This is a genomic window from Telluria sp. LT2P80, assembly GCF_059685955.1.
Window position 1 is genome coordinate 304,921 of sequence record NZ_JCASIO010000006.1, and the last position, 18,253, is coordinate 323,173.

At 60.1% G+C, this 18,253-nt stretch carries 10 protein-coding genes; 4 read left to right on the forward strand and 6 right to left on the reverse strand.

Going from position 1 to position 18,253, the window contains the following annotated elements; genetic code table 11:
* Nucleotides 1–2 precede the first annotated feature (2 nt).
* Nucleotides 3–878 (reverse strand): alpha/beta fold hydrolase, encoded by an 876-nt coding sequence (locus tag AC56LW_RS17215; protein ID WP_499636317.1) that lies wholly within the window; start codon nt 876–878, stop codon nt 3–5.
* Between the two features lie 231 nt (nt 879–1,109).
* On the opposite strand from AC56LW_RS17215, the gene AC56LW_RS17220 reads away from it, so the two are divergent.
* From AC56LW_RS17220 to AC56LW_RS17235, 4 genes are read left to right on the forward strand one after another with little or no spacing between them, the layout of a single operon-like run.
* Nucleotides 1,110–2,522 (forward strand): TolC family protein, encoded by a 1,413-nt coding sequence (locus tag AC56LW_RS17220; protein WP_499636319.1) that lies wholly within the window; start codon nt 1,110–1,112, stop codon nt 2,520–2,522.
* 5 nt (nt 2,523–2,527) lie between these two features.
* Nucleotides 2,528–3,505, forward strand: coding sequence for an HlyD family secretion protein (locus tag AC56LW_RS17225; protein ID WP_499636321.1), 978 nt, complete (start codon nt 2,528–2,530; stop codon nt 3,503–3,505).
* 9 nt (nt 3,506–3,514) lie between these two features.
* A complete protein-coding gene (locus tag AC56LW_RS17230; RefSeq protein WP_499636323.1) occupies nt 3,515–4,696 on the forward strand; it encodes an ABC transporter permease in 1,182 nt (393 codons plus the stop codon).
* Nucleotides 4,693–5,835 carry an ABC transporter permease gene (locus tag AC56LW_RS17235; RefSeq protein WP_499636325.1) on the forward strand — a complete coding sequence of 381 codons (1,143 nt, stop codon included), beginning with the start codon at nt 4,693–4,695 and terminating at the stop codon, nt 5,833–5,835. Before AC56LW_RS17230 ends, AC56LW_RS17235 begins: the two co-directional genes overlap by 4 nt.
* 21 nt (nt 5,836–5,856) lie before the next feature.
* On the opposite strand, the gene AC56LW_RS17240 is transcribed toward AC56LW_RS17235, so the two are convergent.
* The 5 genes from AC56LW_RS17240 to AC56LW_RS17260 all read right to left on the reverse strand — a co-directional run bounded on the left by AC56LW_RS17240 (nt 5,857) and on the right by AC56LW_RS17260 (nt 17,212).
* Entirely contained in the window at nt 5,857–6,525 is a 669-nt protein-coding gene (locus AC56LW_RS17240) for an SOUL family heme-binding protein (RefSeq protein WP_499636326.1), read from the reverse strand.
* A 321-nt stretch (nt 6,526–6,846) separates the two neighbouring features.
* Nucleotides 6,847–7,425, reverse strand: coding sequence for an SCO family protein (locus tag AC56LW_RS17245; protein ID WP_332530465.1), 579 nt, complete (start codon nt 7,423–7,425; stop codon nt 6,847–6,849).
* Between the two features lie 37 nt (nt 7,426–7,462).
* Entirely contained in the window at nt 7,463–9,157 is a 1,695-nt protein-coding gene (locus AC56LW_RS17250; protein WP_499636328.1) for a multicopper oxidase family protein, read from the reverse strand.
* A 906-nt stretch (nt 9,158–10,063) separates the two neighbouring features.
* On the reverse strand, nt 10,064–10,792 hold the full coding sequence (locus AC56LW_RS17255) for a PEP-CTERM sorting domain-containing protein (protein ID WP_332530463.1): 729 nt from the start codon (nt 10,790–10,792) through the stop codon (nt 10,064–10,066).
* Between the two features lie 96 nt (nt 10,793–10,888).
* The gene (locus AC56LW_RS17260) at nt 10,889–17,212 is read right to left on the reverse strand and encodes a peroxidase family protein (RefSeq protein ID WP_499636330.1); all 6,324 of its coding nucleotides are present in this window, start codon (nt 17,210–17,212) and stop codon (nt 10,889–10,891) included.
* Nucleotides 17,213–18,253: the final 1,041 nt, after the last annotated feature.

An 18,253-nucleotide genomic window follows, 5' to 3' on the forward strand; every position in this document is an offset into this window, starting at 1 on the left:
GATCAGCCAGTCGATTGTGGCAAGTGTAAATGCAAGTCGTGTGCAGCGTGGTTTGCATCGCGTGCGTGTGACAGTCCGGCCGCGGCATTGGCGTGGCTGCCGGCCAGTGCGCTCAGAATCAGGTGTGCGGTTTCCGCCGGCGCATCCCAATGCGGGAAATGGCCACAGCGCTCGAACCAGTGCAGTTGGGCATCCGGGAACAGGGCCAGTGCCCGCTTGGCCTGCCATGGGAAGCAGACCCGGTCACGTCGTCCCCAGCCAATGACGAGCGGCTGCGTGATGCTGTTCCGGGGCGCGCCTTGCTGCTCTTCGCCATACGCGAGCTGGGCCAGCATTTCGTCAAACACCGGCGAGGCTACGTAACTGCACAATTCATCGGTCACGACGTCCGGCGCCAGTTTCGTTGGCCGCGATGTGAATTGGGCCAGCAACAGCGCGCGGCCAACCGGGCTGGCGCAGATCGCCGGCAACACAGGCCGAAGCAGTCGCAGCAGCCGTATCGACAGGTAAATCGAGCTGAAGAACGCGTGCCGCTCCCAGCCCTGCCAGAACCCGCCCGGATTGAGCGCCACCACGCCGCCAACGACGCCACCGCGGCGCGCAAGTTCCAGTACCAGCCGCGCCCCCATCGAGCTGCCGACTGCGTCGATGCCGGTCAAGCCCTGGGCGTGGAGAAAGGCTGCCGTCTCATCTGCCAGAGTGCGGATCGAGGTTTCGCCGGCCAGCCTGGGCGTCTGGCCAAAGCCGGGCAGGTCCACCGCGATGACTTCGCGCCTGCTCGTGAGATCGGCCAGGATGGGATTCCAGCTCTGCCAGTGGCCACCGAGGCCATGAATCAGAAGCAAAGGTTTGCCGTTGCCGCAGCGAATGTGATGCATGATCGATCTCCCATCGCACGGGTGTGCGTCTGCTGCAAGCGTACCCCAGCGGGCTTAATGACTGCGTCCGCTAGGACGATTGCCAGCAGGAACAGCGAACGCAAGCAGGTAGCCGTCAATACGCGCGAGGCGTTATCATGACGTCCATGATGCCTGTCATGCAAGATGCATGACCAGCAACAGCATCCGCGCCGACGAGGGCGGATCGACGACTGAATACCGGAGCAATGCATGAAAGTGAAGGCTATTTTGCCTGGGGCAATTGCAGCCGCCGCGCTTGTGGCGCTGACCCTGCCCGTACGGGCCGATACCGGCATCGACTATGCCGAGGCGCTGCGCCGAATGCAAACCAGTGCGGGTGCCGTAAATGGCGCCCGGCTCGATTTCCAGGCCAGGCAATTGCAGGCCGAGGCGCTGCGCCGCATCGACGGCCCGGATGTGCGCCTGTCCGGCTTTGCCGGGCGGGTCTCGACCACCCTCAGCGTCGACACCGGCGCCATTACGCAGCTGGCCAACCCGTTGCTCGACTCGCTGCCGCCGCTGCCAGCCCTGAACCTGCCGGAGATCCCGCCGGCCATCAATGTCGACCGCGTGTTCAATGTGCATTCGCTTGGCCTGAACACGGTCTGGCCGCTTTACACGGGCGGGCGTCTCGATGCGGTCAAGCAGATCGCCGCCGGCCGTGCCGACGAAGCCCATGCGAGCGTGCAGGCGGCCGTCGACGATGCGTCGATCCAGCTGGCGCAACGCTATTTCACGGTGCAACTTGCCGCCAAGGCCAGCCAGTTACGCAGCTCGGCGGCCGAGCTTGCCAAAGAGCATCAGCGCATGGCGCGCAAGATGGAGCGTAGCGGGCTGATTGCGAAGGTCGAGCGCCTGAAAGCCGATGTCGCCGTCGACAATGCGGTCAGGGAAGCGGCAAAGGCGGGCAGCGACCTCGAGATCGCGCAGCTCGCGCTGCGCCGCCTGCTCGACGCGCACGGCGCCGTCACGCCGACCACGCCGCTGTTCGTGCATGCCGAGTCGCCCGGCTCGCTGGCCTCGTTCATCGATGCGGCCATGGCGTCGAACGCGGCCTGGAAACAAATTGCAGGCAAGCGCAAACAGGCAGACGGCGCCCTGCAACTGCAGGGCCGGGAATTCAGCCCGACCGTCATCGGGATCGCCAACTATAACCTCAACCGTGGCAGCTCCAGCCGCGCCAACTGGCTGGTCGGGGTGTCGCTCAGCGTCCCGCTGGTCGAGCGCATCGACCGCGCAAAAATGACCGCCGCTGTCCGGCTCGAGCAGCAGCGCGTCGAGGTGGCTGCAGAGCAGGCCGGGCGCGATATCCCGACCCTGGCTGAAAGCCAGTGGCGCACCATGGAGGATGCCCGCCAGCGCTACCTGGCGATGGGGTCCGCAATCGAACTGGCAGCCGAGACGCAGCGCCTGGCGCAGGTGGGGTTCCAGAACGGGCAGGCCACGTCGACCGACGTTGCCGACGCGTCGCTCAACTACACCAAAACGTCCCTCGAGCGCGCCCAGGCTGGCTACGACTACGTCATGGCGCTGGCCAGGTTGCTGGGCACCAGCGGCGAGCCTGAGCGCCTGAGCGCGCTGTCCCGGACCGCCACGCACATCGTCGACCTCACGAAAGAATAAGCATCATGGCAAAACCTTCCACCAAAGGCCTGCTTGCCGGCGGCACCGGCATCGTCATTCTTGCCCTGCTCGGGTGGGGTCTGTACCTGGCCTTCCAGCCGGTGCGCGATCCGCTCCAGGGCCAGATCGAGGCGCAGGAAATCAATGTGTCGTCGAAGGTGCCGGGCCGGGTTGGCCAGGTCCATGTGCAGCTGGGCCAGCGTGTCGCCCGCGGCGATCTGCTGTTCGAGCTCGACAGCCCCGAGGTACGGGCCAAGGTAGCGCAGGCCGAAGCCGCGCGCGATGCGGCGCGCGCGACCAGCCAGAAGGTGCAGGCCGGCGCGCGGCCGGAAGAAATCGTCGCCGCGCGCGCCAACTGGGAGCGTGCCGAGGCGGGCGCCAGGCTCGCCAGGGTCACGTTCGAGCGCATCGGGGCGATGTATGCCGAAGGCGTCGTCGCGCGCCAGAAACGTGACGAGGCCGAAGCCCAGGCGCGCTCGGCGAGCGAGCTGGCCACCGCTGCCCGCGCCCAATACACGCTGGCACGCCAGGGCGCCCGTGCCGAAGACCGCCAGGCCGCCGAGGCGCAGGCGCGGCAGGTGGCCGGCGCAGCGGACGAAGCAGGCGCCGCGCTCGACGAGACGCGCATCACGGCGCCCGCCGCGGGCGAGGTGACCAAGCTCGCGATCCAGGCCGGTGAGCTGGCGCCGCAGGGCTTTCCCGTCATTACCCTGGTCGATCTGGCCGATGTCTGGGCCGTGGTGGCCGTGCGCGAAGATGCATTCAAGGCGTATGCGCAGGGTTCGGTGCACCAGGCCACGATCCCCGCGCTCAACACACGGGTCCAGTTCAAGGCCACCACGGTGTCCGCCTTGCCGGCCTTTGCCACCTGGCGCGCGGCGCGCCCCGGCGGCACCGATCTGCGCACCTTCGAGGTCAGGCTGCGCCCGACCACCGTGGTGCCCGGACTGCGTCCGGGAATGACGGTCGTATTCGACCACTGAGCGCGGCCCATGACCCGATCCGGCAACGCCATCGCATCGTCCTTGCGGCGCGAATGGGCACGCCTGCGCGCCGATCCGTGGGATATCGCCATGCTGGGCGCGATCCCGCTCGCGCTCTACCTGCTGACATGGTGGACCTTTTCGGCCGGCGTGGCGCGCGACCTGCCGCTGGTGGTGCATGACCGCGACCATACCGTCGTCTCGCGCAACCTGATCCGCATGCTCGATGCTTCGCCCGGCCTGAACGTGGTGCTCGTCGCAGACAACGAGGCCGAGGCACTGCGCCTGATCCGCGCGCGCGAGGCATTCGGCCTGGTGTCGATTCCTGCAGATCTGCAGGAATCGGTGCTTGCGGGCCGGGGTGCCAAGGTCCAGTGGGCCTATAACGCCCAGTTCTCGGCGCATTCGGGCAGCATGACGCGCGACGTGCGCGCCGTGGTGGCCACCCTGTCGGCGGGCATCGAACTGCAGGCGCGCGCGCGCCGCGGCGCTGGCCCCGGCCAGGCCGGCGTGCAGATCGAGCCGGTGCAAACCCGCATCAGCACGCTGTTCAATGAAAACGGCAGCTACATCCCGTCGCTTGCGCTGCCGGTGGCCTTTACGCTATTGCATATGTTCGTGACGCTGGCAGCGGTGACAGCGATTGGCCGCGAATTTCGCGCCGCCACGGTCCCCGAATGGCTGGCCGCCGCCCACGGCAAGCCTGCTGCGGCCATGCTGGGGAAATTGCTCATCCCTTGCGCCTGCTTCGCCGTGCATGCGCTGTTGCTGTTCGTCCTGTTCGGCGTCGTGCTGCGCTGGCCGGTGCAGGGGAGCGCCACGGCCATGCTGGCAGGCACCGCCCTGTTCATCACGGCCTGCCTCGCGCTTGGCGCGGCGATCGCCGTCTTCACCTCATCGCTGCGCGCGGCGCTGTCGGCCAGCGCCTTCATCACGGCGCCCGCGTTCGCGTTCGCCGGCCAGGGCTTTCCGCTGCTGTCGATGCCGCTGAGCGCGCGCATCTGGGCCGAATCCCTGCCACTGACACACTATCTGCAAATGCTGAACAACACCTGGACCGGGGGCGCGCCGCTGCGCTACAACCTGGCGCACCTGGCGATCCTGCTGGCCTTTACGCTTGGCTTGGGCGTAGCTGCCTGGCTGCGCCTGGCGCGTCGCATGCACCAGCCTGCCACTTGGGGCAAGCAATGAGCGCCCCACGCCGCGCCTGGCGCGCGTTCGTGCTGACCTGGCAAGCCATCTTGCGGGACAAGGCGGCGCTGCTGTTGTTTTTCATTTCCGGCATCATCTATTCGTTTTTCTATCCGCTGCCCTATAGTACCGAGACGGTGCGCCGGGTGCCGGTTGCGGTGGTCGACCAGGACCAGTCGGCCCTGTCGCGCCAGCTGATCCGCTATGCGGGGGCGCACCCCGGCCTGGTCGTGGCCGGCGTCAGCACGCGGCCGGAAGATGCGCAGGCGCTAATCTGGCAGGGCAAGGCTGCCGGCGCGCTGTTCATTCCTGCCGACTTCAGCCGCAAGGTGCTGGCCGGCATGCAGCCCGAAGTGGAGGTCAGCGGCCACGGTTCCTATCCTTTGCTGAACAAGGTGGTCCTGAACGGCCTGGCCGAGGTCGCCGGCACGGTGTCCGCAGGTATCGAACTCAAGCGCCTGGGCGCGGCGACCCCGTCCGGCATGCAGGCCGAGGCGTCGCGCCAGCCGCTGACTGTCGAGGCGCTGCCCCTGTTCAATGTGCGCGAAGGCTATGCCTCGTATGTCGTGCCTGGCGTCATGGTGCTGGTCATGCAGCAAACCTTCCTGCTCGGGATCGGGCTGTTGTTCGGCAGCTGGGCGAGCGACAAATCCTTCCCTTACGGGCAGGATGCGGCCTCGTATTGCGGCGCCCTGACTGCGTTCGCGCTGGTCGTGGTGCTCAATGCGCTGTACTTTTTCGGCTTCGTCTTCTGGTGGCAGGATTATCCGCGCGGCGGCAATCTGGCGGGCACGGCCGTCCTGACCCTGCTGTTCGCCTACAGCGTGGCGGCGTTGGGCATGTTGATCGGCATGTTCTTCCGCACCCGCGAGCGCAGCATGCAGCTGCTCGTTGCCACCTCATTGCCCATCATGTTCCTGTCGGGCCTGACCTGGCCGGCAAGCGCCATCCCGCTGCCGCTGCGCGCACTCGGCGCGCTGTTGCCGTCGACTGCGGCGATCCAGGGCTTCGTCGCCACCAACCAGATGGGCGCGTCCCTGCACGAGGTGCGCATGGAGCTTGCCGTGCTGCTTGGCCTGGCGCTGGTGTTCGCGCTTGTCGGCCTGGTCAAATGGGGGAGCATGCCCGCGCGTCGATAACAGGCGCCGGCGCGGCGCCGTTCAGTCGAGTTTCAGCCAGATCTCGTTGCGCCGCATGAACCATGGCGTCATCGGGCCGTTGTAGCGCGACAGCACCGGTTCGCCGGTCCAGCGGATATTGGCTGCACGCAGCGCCGCCTGAAGTTCGGCCAGGTGCTGGTCGTAATTGGCTTGCGACCAGAAGCCGGAATACCGGATCACTGCCACCTGTGTGGGCGGCACTTCGCGCAGCCTGATGCTTGGATCGAGCGGCAGCGGCGCGTTGTCCATATTGATGTCCTTGGGCAGGACAAACTGCACCAGGATGCCGTCAGGACCCGTGCTCTGGGTGACGGGCGCCGTCATGTCCAGCTTGGCCGGGACCGGCGCCTGGGTCACCGGGGCGGTCATGGCAAGCTTGCGTTCGCCCTTGTTCTTGCCAAAGATGTAGCCGGCCAAAATGGGAAAGGCGCGGTTTCCCGCATCATCGGCGGGCGGCGGCATCACGACCTCGGCGACGGTGTAGGCCCCGTACTGGCGAATCTCGAATGCAGGGTAGGACCGCACGATGGTGTAGGCGGGTTCTTCGACCGCGTGGCTGGCTGAGGGCAGCAGCACCAGCGCTAGCCCCACGACGCAGGCAAGGCCCATCAGCTGTCGTGTGCGCCGTGGCCGGGCAATGCGGCGGGATGGTCGGGTGGGGGCAGTCATGGCGTGCTTTCCTGAGGCAGTGAGCATGGCAAGAGCATACACTTTCCACAACGCGGCGCCTGGCCTGCCAGGACACAAGGAGGTCTGGCATTACTGTAGCGCGTCGCGTCTGGCCTCGGGCAGGTTGGCGACCACGAAGTCGGTCGGCGCACATACCATGAGCGGCCCTGGCCTCGATGCCCCCATTCCTTTGTTAAACCATTTGAAAAACCAGCAAAGAACAATCTGAACCATTTACATCCTCCGAAAACTGCACCGGGATTGGCCTTTACTGATCGCAGCGCGCTCCGGTCAATGATGCAGGTTCGCTTGACGAGACCATCAACAGATATTTTCGATGGCGCGGACGACAAGGCTCGCCCGGCTCCGGTTTGGCATCATCATCCACCGGTCCAGCTTGACATTGCCAATGCGAAGGACGCCGGTGTGGTTCCGGATATCGGCATCGGCTACCGGATCTGTGTCGTAGAAGCCGAGTTTGCGTCGGACCAGATCGATATCCTTGGGTGAACCGGTAAGAAATGACCATCCCTTGCCGACTCCAAATTGTCTTGCATATTCCGCCAATACAGCCGGGGAGTCGAGTTCTGGCCGTAATGTGATCGAGTAAATAAACACATCGCGGCCAGACCGGTCCATGAGCGCCGTCTGCACCTCGCGCAGACGCGCCGTATTGTCCGGGCAGATAGCGGTACACATCGCATACATCATATTAATGACGACAACCCTGTTCTCCAGCAGATCCGAATACAAGCGTCGTGGCTTGCCGTCCTGATCATATAAAACGGTATCAGGGAAATACGGATGCGCAGAAGGCGCATGATCTGGCGACGCAAGCAGCTTACTGGCCACGCCAAATGCTAGTCCTCCTGCGGTTGCAAATAAAAGACGCCTGTCCATGTCTGTCACCTCGTAGGTTTATTTGCCGCGCAACTGCTCAGTCTTCGACGTCAAAACGCACCATCATCGAATGATCTTCATGGATCGTGTTATGACAATGCATCATGTATTTGCCAACGAAGTCCCGAAACTGTACATATATCGTGACGCTCTCTTGCGGATTCAGAACAAAAACGTCTTTTCGTCCTGCTTCGACTAGCGACGGCGGTCTGCCTCCGCGTGACAACAAACGCCCCTCTTCAAGATGAATATGGATCGGATGATGCCAACTGCCGCTTCCCCCCAATTCCCAGATTTCTGCAGTACCGCGCTTGACCTTGAACGAGGCTTTTTCAGGATCGAAGACCTCGTTGTTCACCAGCCACACGCCGTTCTCGCGTTTGAATCGAAACTCGCGCCGTTTGGCTACCTCAGCGAAGTTTATCTCTGGCAGTGGCCGCAATTGGCTCGGAACGCGGCTGCTATCGGCGGCGGTACGGTCGACGTCGAAGCGCATCAGCGCATTGCCGGCAAGGTTGAGAATACTTTCAGGTCCCCGGCCCTCGCTCTGCACAATGCGATCCACCAAGTACAATTCGGAACCAATCGCGATGGTTGAGAAATCCATGACAATGTCGACCCGCTCGGCAGGCGCAATCCGTATCGAGGTCGCTTTCAAGGGTGCCGGCAGCAGGTTGCCGTCACTGGCGATAATCTGGAAAGGCAGGTCAGTATTGCCTTTCCGCACGACAAGATCGTAAAAGCGTGACGTACTACCGTTGAGGATGCGGAACCGGTACTTGCGGCTTGCTACCTTGAAAAAAGGTGAAACCTTACCATTCACGGTAAACTTGTTTCCAAGGAAGCCTTCAGTGTCGAACTGGTCGAAAATCAGCAGGCCCCCTGCATCGAACTTCGGGTTCTGGATGATCATGGGGATGTCGTAGACCCCTACGCCGCTGGGCAGGCGCAAGGCAGTCGGTGATGGATCCCGTTCGTTGCCGGAATCTACTTTGTCAAACGCAAGGTAGAAACCGGCGAGTCCCTTGTACACGTTTGCTGCTGTGAAACCTTCACGGTGATCGTGATACCATAGTGTCCCCAAAGCCTCCCGATAATCGCCTGCGCTGTCTGGCCATCGATCGCTACCTGCATAGGTATTCGGATAATGGCAATCGTAATACTTGCCAGGTCGGGTCAGTGTAGGGCCAGCAATTGTGGTGCTAAAATAATTCCCGGCAAACCCATCGCTTTCCGACGCCGAATGACCATTGTGCAAGTGGGTTGATATCTCAGGTGAGCCAAAACTATTTACGTCGCGAGGCAGTCTGTTGTAATAACGGACAATCACAGGCTCACCTATCCGCGCGACGATTGTCGGACCGGGGTATTTCCCATCGTAGCCCCAAATCGTCTGGGTAGGCAGGTGCGGATGGAATGAATGCGTCCCTTGCTTGACGATGATTGAATAGGTTTTTTGGTAAGGAAACCTGTTCCACGCCTGGTGCCCGTCACGCCCCGCCTCGTCGGCATGGGGGTATTCCTGCGGCGGCGGACTAAGCTCTACCGGCAGTTTGGGACGATACACCGGGAGTGCTTCAAGATACGGTACGGTATACGGAGGCGTGATATCTGCGCCGCTGACGTCGAGTGAACGCGACGCAATCAGTCCAGATCCTCCTGCTGCAGCACCGAGTTTGAGGAATTCGCGACGTTTGGGCGTGAGAACTCCTTTTTCTGTGGATCTCTGCATGTCGACACCCTTGGCTGTTAAGGTTTTATAGCGTCTGTCTTCAAAGGCTTGGCACCTCTGAAATTCTTCAGACGATTTAATGCCGTGCTCTTTTCTACTGCCTGATTAATTTAATATAAGTAACTGAAAAAAATTGATTACAGTATTCCCTGCCCAGATTGCATATTACTCCAGCGCTGATAAAAATCTACTTTTATTGAAGCCTATTTTTCGGGGTTGAGTTTCATGAGAATGTAAAACACCCTGGCATGGTTCGCCAAACTACGTTCCCCCAATATGATTAAAAAATCGAAACTCTAAGGAATATTTTTCTTCATATCATCCTTTAACTTAATTAAAGGGATTAAGATCATTCGTAAATTCTAAAAAAAATGGGCAATGAATGTCGAAATTTTTTGAGTTGGCGATGAAGTTTTGCGCAAATTCTTTGCTGCTCTGTAGAATCAATTGCCATTATGAATTTTTCAGGTATCCGGTTGATGGCCTTAGTTTAAAAAACGTGGTAATCGGGCATTCTCTCCTGAGAATGCGCCTGGCGTGGTATTTTCGCCGCAGTCTGAAAATATCCCTTAATAGAGCAAAAAACCCGGGTCAGGAATGTCCCGCGTATTGGCAATATCGAGCTTCTCCAGCTGTCCTGCTGCCTGTATGTCGTCTACGACCAGTGCTGCCAAACATGCTCACGGAGCGCGGCAAATATGAGTGAAGATGCAGCCAGTAAGCCTGCCTTGCAGCGCTTGGGGACATTCACTGCACTCTCCACACGGCACCATTACAAACAGAAGCACGCTTGGCCTTGCGCACACGCGCACCGGCCTGCCACCGCATCAGGGGCGGCAGGCGCGAGACGAACCACGCGACATCGCTGCGTTCGGTCCACAAGGTAAAGGCCCTCCTTTTGGCGCGCTATGTCAACGCCGGCTGTGTACCGAAAACGACTGCACCGGGAACACGGGGCCGGCGCCGTACTGCAACCAAGCCGGCCAGACCAATCCCGAGGCTCAACAGCGTAGCCGGTTCAGGTACTGGTGCGTCTTGCAGGCCGCTGATGCGCGCCTGGCGCGCGTCCAGAATCTCGAAAGGGCTCAACAACGACAGGTTTCTCAACAGGGTGCCGTCCGTGGCATCCACACGGAAAAAGTTATTGCCATTGCTGAGCTCAAGGGTATAAGTGGCCATTTCCCCATTAAATCCGAACGCTGTGATATCGGCGAAGCGGCCCGCTGGGTTACGAGGCACGACGGGCATACGGAAATTCAGGAACAACGAGGTAAAGGCGCCGTTTTGAACACTGACGTCAAGTAGCCGGAAGCTGCCGTCCTCTCCGCTCACTTGCGGTGTCATCGGTGGAGTTGCGCTTGGATTGTCGGCAGCTATCAGCGATTCATTACTTGAGTAATCGACGAGGTACCGGTCGTTGACAGGGCCCGCGCCTGCGGTACCGGTGACCGTGGTGGATGGCCCGGTATCGCTCGGTCCCGTATTGAACCGAACGGCAAACACGCCATTTCCGACGCCGGGGACTGCTGCCGGCTCCGAAAAGATGATGCCGGCCGAGGCTAGCTGTATGCTCGCCGCAGATAGCACGAGAGCGACGACGACTTGTCTGGCTTTGCAAAAATAATAATTTTTCATGATGCCTCACTTGGTTGAGAACGATGTCGACCAAGCACAGGACAACTGTCCCGTGCCGGCCACAGGGGTGTCGCTTACAGCTACAACAAGACGCCTTTAGACAGCCAGTACGAAGTCGGCCATGGTCACTGAAGAAAGATCCCCAAGGCCCTGAAGCAAGATCGAGCCACCTCCAACGATCTGGATTTGTATGCTGGTGTTGTTGTCTACCAGCGTAAGTTGCACTTTTGACGTGAAATTAGCCTCTGTGATACCGAGTGCAACAAGATCGATCCGGTCCTGGCCGCCGTTCGGATTGGCATCGAATCCGGATATCGTGTCAGCGCCAAACGCGTACACACTGAACGCGAATGCATCAGAACCGTTCCCCCCTTGAAGAACATCGTTACCAGCGCCACCGTCAAGACGATCGTTGCCATCCATGCCACGGAGAATGTCGTTGAGGCTGCCCCCGATGATGGTATTGCCGAGTTCATTGCCTACCAGTGTTGCAGCAGCGCCGGAATGCAGCAGGTCCTCGAGGTTGGCACCGAGCGTATAACTCGTCGCCGTCGACTGGACCGTGTCAGTGCCTTCGCCAGTCACTTCCACGATCACGTCCGACGTTTGATTGACCTTATAGGCGTCGTTGCCCTTGCCACCAGTAAGGGTATCGGCGCCGGCGCCGCCGTCCAGCACGTCATCGCCGTCACCGCCGGTGATCTGGTTGGCCTGGTTGTTGCCGGTGCCGGTGAAGTTGCCGGTACCGGTAAAGGTGAGGTAGTCGACATTGTTGGCCAGCGTGTACGCCAGCGCGGTCGACCTGACGGTATCCAGGCCTGCGCCAGCCGCCTCCACGATCACGTCTGCGGTCTCGTCGACGATATAGATGTCGTTGCCTGCGCCGCCCATCAGCTGGTCAGCGCCACCCTTGCCGTCGAGGGTATCCGCGCCGGTGCTTCCGATAATAATATTGACAAGGCCGTTGCCATCGCCCAGGAAGGCAAGGTTGCCGGTGTAGGTCAGGTTCTCGACGTGGTCGAACAGCGCATAGCTGGTGAGGGTGGTTCTGATCAGGTCGGTGCCGCCGTTGAGCAGTTCCACCACGGCGTCGAGCGACTCGTCGACAGTGTAGGTATCGTTACCGCTGCCGCCGGTCATGCTGTCAATCCCGGCCCCGCCATCCAGGAAATCCGCAGCCCCCGCACCTGTGATCCGGTTGCTTAGTGCATTGCCGGTCCCCCTGAACACCTGGCTGCCGGTGTAAAGAAGATTTTCCAGGTCGTCGCCGAGCACATAATTCGCCAGCGTGGTGCGGACGGTATCGTCACCCTCGCCGAGCAGCTCGACAATGGCGTCGCCCACGTCGTTGACCACATAGGTATCGTCACCATTGCTGCCAGTCATGCGGTCGGCGCCCGTGCCGCCATCATGCACGTCGTCGCCTGTGCCGCCGAACAAGATATCGTCGCCAATACCGCCGGTGAGCTTGTCATTGCCAGCCCCGCTGCGCAGTTCGTCGTTGCCGGCGCCGCCGTCGAGGATGTCATCGCCGTCGCCGGCCACGATCAGGTTGGCACCTGTGTTGCCGGTGCCGTTGAAATTGCCAGTGCCGGTGTAGCGCAGGATTTCGACATTGTTCGCCAACGTGTAAGTCGCCACGCTGGCATTGACGGTATCGTTGCCAGCACCAGTCCCTTCGACGATGATGTCGCCCAGATCCGAGAGGGTATAGGTGTCATTGCCGACGCCGCCAACCAGCCGGTCTATACCTGCGCCGCCGTCGAGCATGTCGTTGCCGGCGCCGCCAGTCAGCGTGTTGGCCTTTGATGTACCCTGGCCGGTAAAGTTGCCACCACCGATGAACATGAGATGTTCGACGTTGCCGAGTTCATCAAGCGCGTAATTGGTCAGCGTCGTATGGATGATGTCGGTGCCTCCACCATCCAGTTCAGTGACGACATCGCCCGTGTTGTCGACCGTGTAAGCGTCGTTGTTCGCTCCGCCTATCATCTCGTCGGCGCCGGCACCACCATTGAGCGTATCGTTCCCGTTGAGGCCCACAAGGCGGTCATTGTTAACCGTGCCGCTCAGCGTCTCGCCAAGGTTGGTGCCGATGACCAGGTCGCCGACGCCCTTGGTCGGCGCCGAAATCACGGTGCGCGCAATGCCTGCCGCGTCGGTGAATGTGGCGACGACGCGCAAGCTCATGCCCACATGCGCCTGCGCTGGCGTGAACGTGGGCAATGTGGCACCAGCGATATTCGTATAGTCGCCCGTGCTCGCGCTCTGCCACTGGAACCTGATGGCCGATTCGAGAATGCCACTGAACAGCGCAATTTCTCCCGGCAGCGCAGTCAGCACCTGGCCTTCGAGCGGCGTGCTATCGCTGATCTTCGGCTCGCCGGTCAGGTTGACAAGATGATCGGTGAACTGCAGCAGTTCGACATTGCGGATCTTGTCCGTACCATCGGCCTGGGTGCCGCGGAGGTGGGCAACAGTCCAGGTGCCGTCGGCGTTGCGGCTCAGGTCGTAATTGGAATAAAGGTCCGAATAAACGGCCGTGTCGGTATCGCTCTTGGCCGCCGGGTCAGTGATGATTTCCCGGATGATCCGGAGCTGGCCCGGGTTGATCGTCCCGTTCAACATGTCCGTCTTGAGCTCGCTGATACTGTCGACCGACCGGATTTCGACGTCGGGATCGGTTGCGCTGCGTACGCTGACCCGCACATTCAGCCAGGCATCGCCATCGATCAGGTCGTCACCAGCCTTGCCAATGAAACGGTCGTTGCCGTTGCCCCCAATCAGGATATCCCCTCCGTTGACCGGATCGAACACCACCGCTTCGCCATTGTCCACCGCCGCCACGCCAAGGAGCTGCTGGAGCCCTGCAATCATCGCCACGTCTTTTTGCAATAGCTTGCTGTCCGATAATGGGCCGTTCAGGATGCCGCCTGGCTCACCGGCCGTGCCGGTCGGCCGGATCGTACCGGTCAGCACGTCGTCATACTTCCAGCCGGACAACGCCTCGACCGAGTCGAAACGGTCGCGCAGGATGAACTGGTCCTGTTCGAAGAAGACGGCAATACCAAGGTCCGAGTTGGCGCCGACGGGGTCGCCCTTGTGGATGGCCCAGTCGAAACCGAGCATGCCGTTGCTGCGCTGAATGCCGGGTCCCTGCACCATGATGTCATTGCCCGACTCGCCGTCATAGTCGGTGTCGTTTCCCTGTCCATTCAGCACATCGTGGCCGATAATGTCGCTGTTGAAGAACAGCTGGGAGTTCTCGCCCGACAGGCCATCGAAGCCCTCGCCACCTTCGATCCAGTCGTCGCCCTCATTGCCCATCAGGCCGTCGGAACCGGGGCCGCCGAGCAGGAAATCATTGCCTTCGCCGGCGAATATTTCAGTAAAGTCGGGGCCGACGATGAAGAAGTCCTGCCCGGTGCCGCCAAAGACGATGTCGTTGCCGGCACCATTGCTGATGACGTCGTTACCAGCGTCGCCGCGCAGGAAGTCAGCCGCGCCTGCAGGCGTGCCGTGGTCTTCGATGATGTCGTCGCCGTCGCCGCCATGTACCTGATCGGCTTCGTCGCCGCCATCCAGGTGGTCGTTGCCGCCGTCACCCCATAAGGTATCCATACCGCGGCCGCCCATCAGCGTATCGTTGCCCGCTGTACCACCCAGCACGACGTGGTCCGGACCATCGTAGGCATAGGCCAGTACGCCGCCGTCGGCATGACCGTCGCCATTCACATCGGCGCCCGGGCTTACCCGTGTGACGAGCGAGTTGATTGCATTTAGGACTTCGTTATTGCGGGTCGGATCGCCGTTCAGGATGGTGCTGCCTTGCACTGCAATTCCGGTGCGTTGGTTGGCCTGGTCCATTTCCAGGATATAGCTTGGCGTGCTGAACAGCAGCCCAGGGAGATGTGTCGTGCTGTCCGCATCGCCCAGGTCGCTGTTGCGCATCACTATTTTGGAAAACAGGTTGCTCTCGAGTTCATTCAGAAGGTTGAGGCCCTGGGTCCGGCTCAGGTAATAGAAACGGTCGCCATTCTGCAGATTTTCCATCTGCGCTTCAAACACGAAGTTGAACGTCGGGGCGAGCATGCCGCCGAATTCGAGTTTGGCTTCGGCCAGCCCGCCGATCCAGAAGTCGACATCGTTCAGGCCGGTTTCAACGTTTTTCCACGAGCCGGTGCCATTCAGAAAGTCGAGCCGGTCGGCAGGCGCATTCTCCTTTTCCGAATCTCCAGTGATGTTGATGTCGTTCATCACCAGCAGTGTTGCCGCCGCACGCTTGCCGGCCAGGGTAGTTTCGTTGGTAATTGTCTCGTGCGTGCCGTACGAGGCGATAAAGTTAATAATAGACGCAGGATTCTTTAGGTGCGGAGCGAGGTCGGCCCAGCTGGTATAGGGCTTGAGCTGGGCGTCGCCGCTCATCTCGAAGAATGCGGCGCGCGCTTCGTTGAAGCTGGGTTCCCCGCTATCGCGTCCGCGTGCGATGTTCAGCGCGGCCAGGTCGAGTGGAAGCCCGACCAGGTTATTGCGCAGCGCTCCAGTGACGAACTCGTCGATTTCGTTGCCAACCTGGCGCGACATGCCGCGGATAATGTCAGCGATTGCTGTAGCTTCACCAGCCTCGCCGCCTGCGCGGTTGAATTCGACTGGATTAAGAAAAGCCTGGATCAGGCCAATGTCCTTATTGTTGAGATCGCCATCGAGCCGGGACACGGTTTCGGTGAGCATCGAGTGACCGAAGCGGTAGACCACATTCGCAAACTCTTCCATGATCGCCGGGTTGATGTCGGCCGAGTGCGAGAACACGAACGGCTCGATACTCGGCTGTACTGCGCGCGCGAATTCCTCGAAAACCATGTGTTGATATTGCATCTCGTTGACGAAACGCCCTGCCTGAAACAGGCGTTCGCCATCCCACTGCAGCGATGCGAGCGCCGTCGGGGTCACCGGCATGGAGGATACGTCCACGGCCAGCCACTCGTTGAGCATTGTCAGGTCGCCGCTAGCGAGGATCGTCTGCTTGTACTGGTCTACCAGACGGTTGTGCTCGGAGTGGAAGACCGCATGAATGGCGGTGAGGCCGATGTTTTCGTTGCCGCGGCCATCGCCGTTGGAAAAGTGGCGGTCCAGCAGTTCATCGTCATAGTAGCCGGGCGGCGCAACAGCGCTGGCACTGCCAACTATCGTGTCCAGGTCCGGCAAGAGCTTCAGTTCTGGCGTACCCGGATCGTGATCGTGATCATAGGTACCCGGTGCCGAAGAGTGGGCCACATCGATCAGGAATTGGTGCCCAGTACGGATGGTGTCTTGCGGAATTGCTATACCGCGTCCACCATTTGCCGCCGGATCGCCCTCCACTAGGCCGCTGGCGGTCGCGATCTGGACAAAACCATTGGGTCCGGGCAGGAAGTTGCCGTAGGGGTCAGTTGCCAGCAGCGGTACGTTGAACACATCGTCATCGGTCAACTGGATGCCAAGCTTGGCAGCAGCCTGGGCCTTGACTTCGCCCCAGTTGCCCCCGCCGAACGCCCCCGTCAGCAGTTTGCCGGTCGAAACAGGATTTCCATCGATCATCGAATATTCACGCAGAAACACCTGGTGCGACGGATGCGAGGTGTAGGTCTGGTTCTGGTCGATGAACGGTGTCGTCGTATTGGTATGGCCAACCGTGTCGTCGTCGGTGCCCAGCACCCCATCGGGACCGGGCAACGACGTGTTCGCCGCCCGCGACAGGACCATGAAATTGGCGTGTCCTCCTTGCACGTAGAGCGGATCCTGTGGATCAAGCGGGACGAAGATCGTGCCGCCGCCTTTTGAAATCAGGTCCAGCCCGTGGTCGAAGAACTGGCCGAACAGGGCCATGACGCCGGTGAACGGCGGCGACAGGCCGATGTCGGGGGAAAGGTTCGGAATGTACAGCGTGCCGTTGTCAGTCACCACCGTATTTTGTCCGGGGTAGGTGCTCTCGTCCGCCCGCTGATCTGCCGCCGCCACGGCCGCCGGATTACGGTTACTCTGGTCGACGATCAGATTGCTGATCATGCGTGGCGTGGAGTCGAAGACCACGTTTCCCGGCATGGTCTGCGCATAACTCGTGACCGGACCGGCTTGCGTGTCCTGCGGTCCGTAGAAGTACTGTGGCTTGCCCTCGGCGGACATGAATTCGGCAGGCACCAGGCGTGGCATGATTTCATCAGCCGCGCCCGAACGTTCCATCCCTGGCAGCAGGTTATTCCATGAGCCATCGACCGTACGCAAGCCGTACGGGAGCAGCGCACTCCCGACCAGCGCCGGCAGGTTCTGCATGTTGCCGGTAGCCGGGTTAACGCTCGCTTCAGCGATCTTGATCTGTTTCAGGATGAAATTCAGGTCATCAAACGTAACGTTGAAGCCATATTGCGAATTTGACGTCGTCATTTGAATACTCACTTTCAGGAGTTGGTTCGCGGCCTTTTGAAAGCAGCGTCACACTGATTGATGTTTCTGGTAAAAAAGCCATGCTTCCATATCAGATATACGGTGTGCAGTCGCACATCTCCTGCTTCGCACAGATTGCGCAAAACAGGCATGACGAGGCCGTCACCGGTCTAATCGGCTAGCGGGAAGTGCAGTGGATAAGATGCAAGGCGCCAAGCGGAGCGTGCGGCGATTTAATAGCTGGAGGAATCAGCTACGGTTGCCAATGCTTGCCACCTGCCTGTTCAAGGCCCGACGAGATTACCAACATCGCTCTATTCGGCACTTCAATGGCATTGCGTCCCAATAGGGCTTGCGATATCGGTGTTGGAGACTGAATTTGTATCGTGAAGGTCGACCCTGTGCCGTAACATGTCGAATAAGCGACGTGCGAGGCAACAGCTTGCTATCAGTGGCGAGGAATTGAAATAGCTGAGCGATTCCGGACTTTGCAAGCGCGGAGTAGCACAAGAGCCCAACGTCAGTATTGCTTATCCGGCGAAGGCATTTTCGCCAGACGAATAGCAGGGCGTACTTTTCAAGCCCCGGAGTAAACAACGCTCCCACGGCCATGAAAAGATAAACAGAAGAAACTGTCAGAGGAATTGCAGGCACTGCGAATCGAATTGTTCTACAGCTGGCTGCGAAGACGTTTACCACAGCGATCCAAGAATGCCCGGTTTTGTTTCTTGGAGTAGATAGTTCGGTTTTCTCAGGCACGAACATAGCCCTGTCTAAAGACTTATCCATTCCCCACCCCTAATTTTGGCTACATCTTTTTAAAAAGATATTTTATTTAGTTGGAGAAACATAAAGCACTGAAGAGGTCGTTTGTCTGTAAATACATAGTACGATAAATGCATAAATTGTTGTAATTATTTCTTCATTTGTAGCGTATTTGCACACCATGATGAAATATCTGCGAGAAACAGAATTTATTGCATTCTTTCAATTCCAGGCGAATTACCAATAGGCGAAATGTGATCTTCAAGCCGAGTTTCC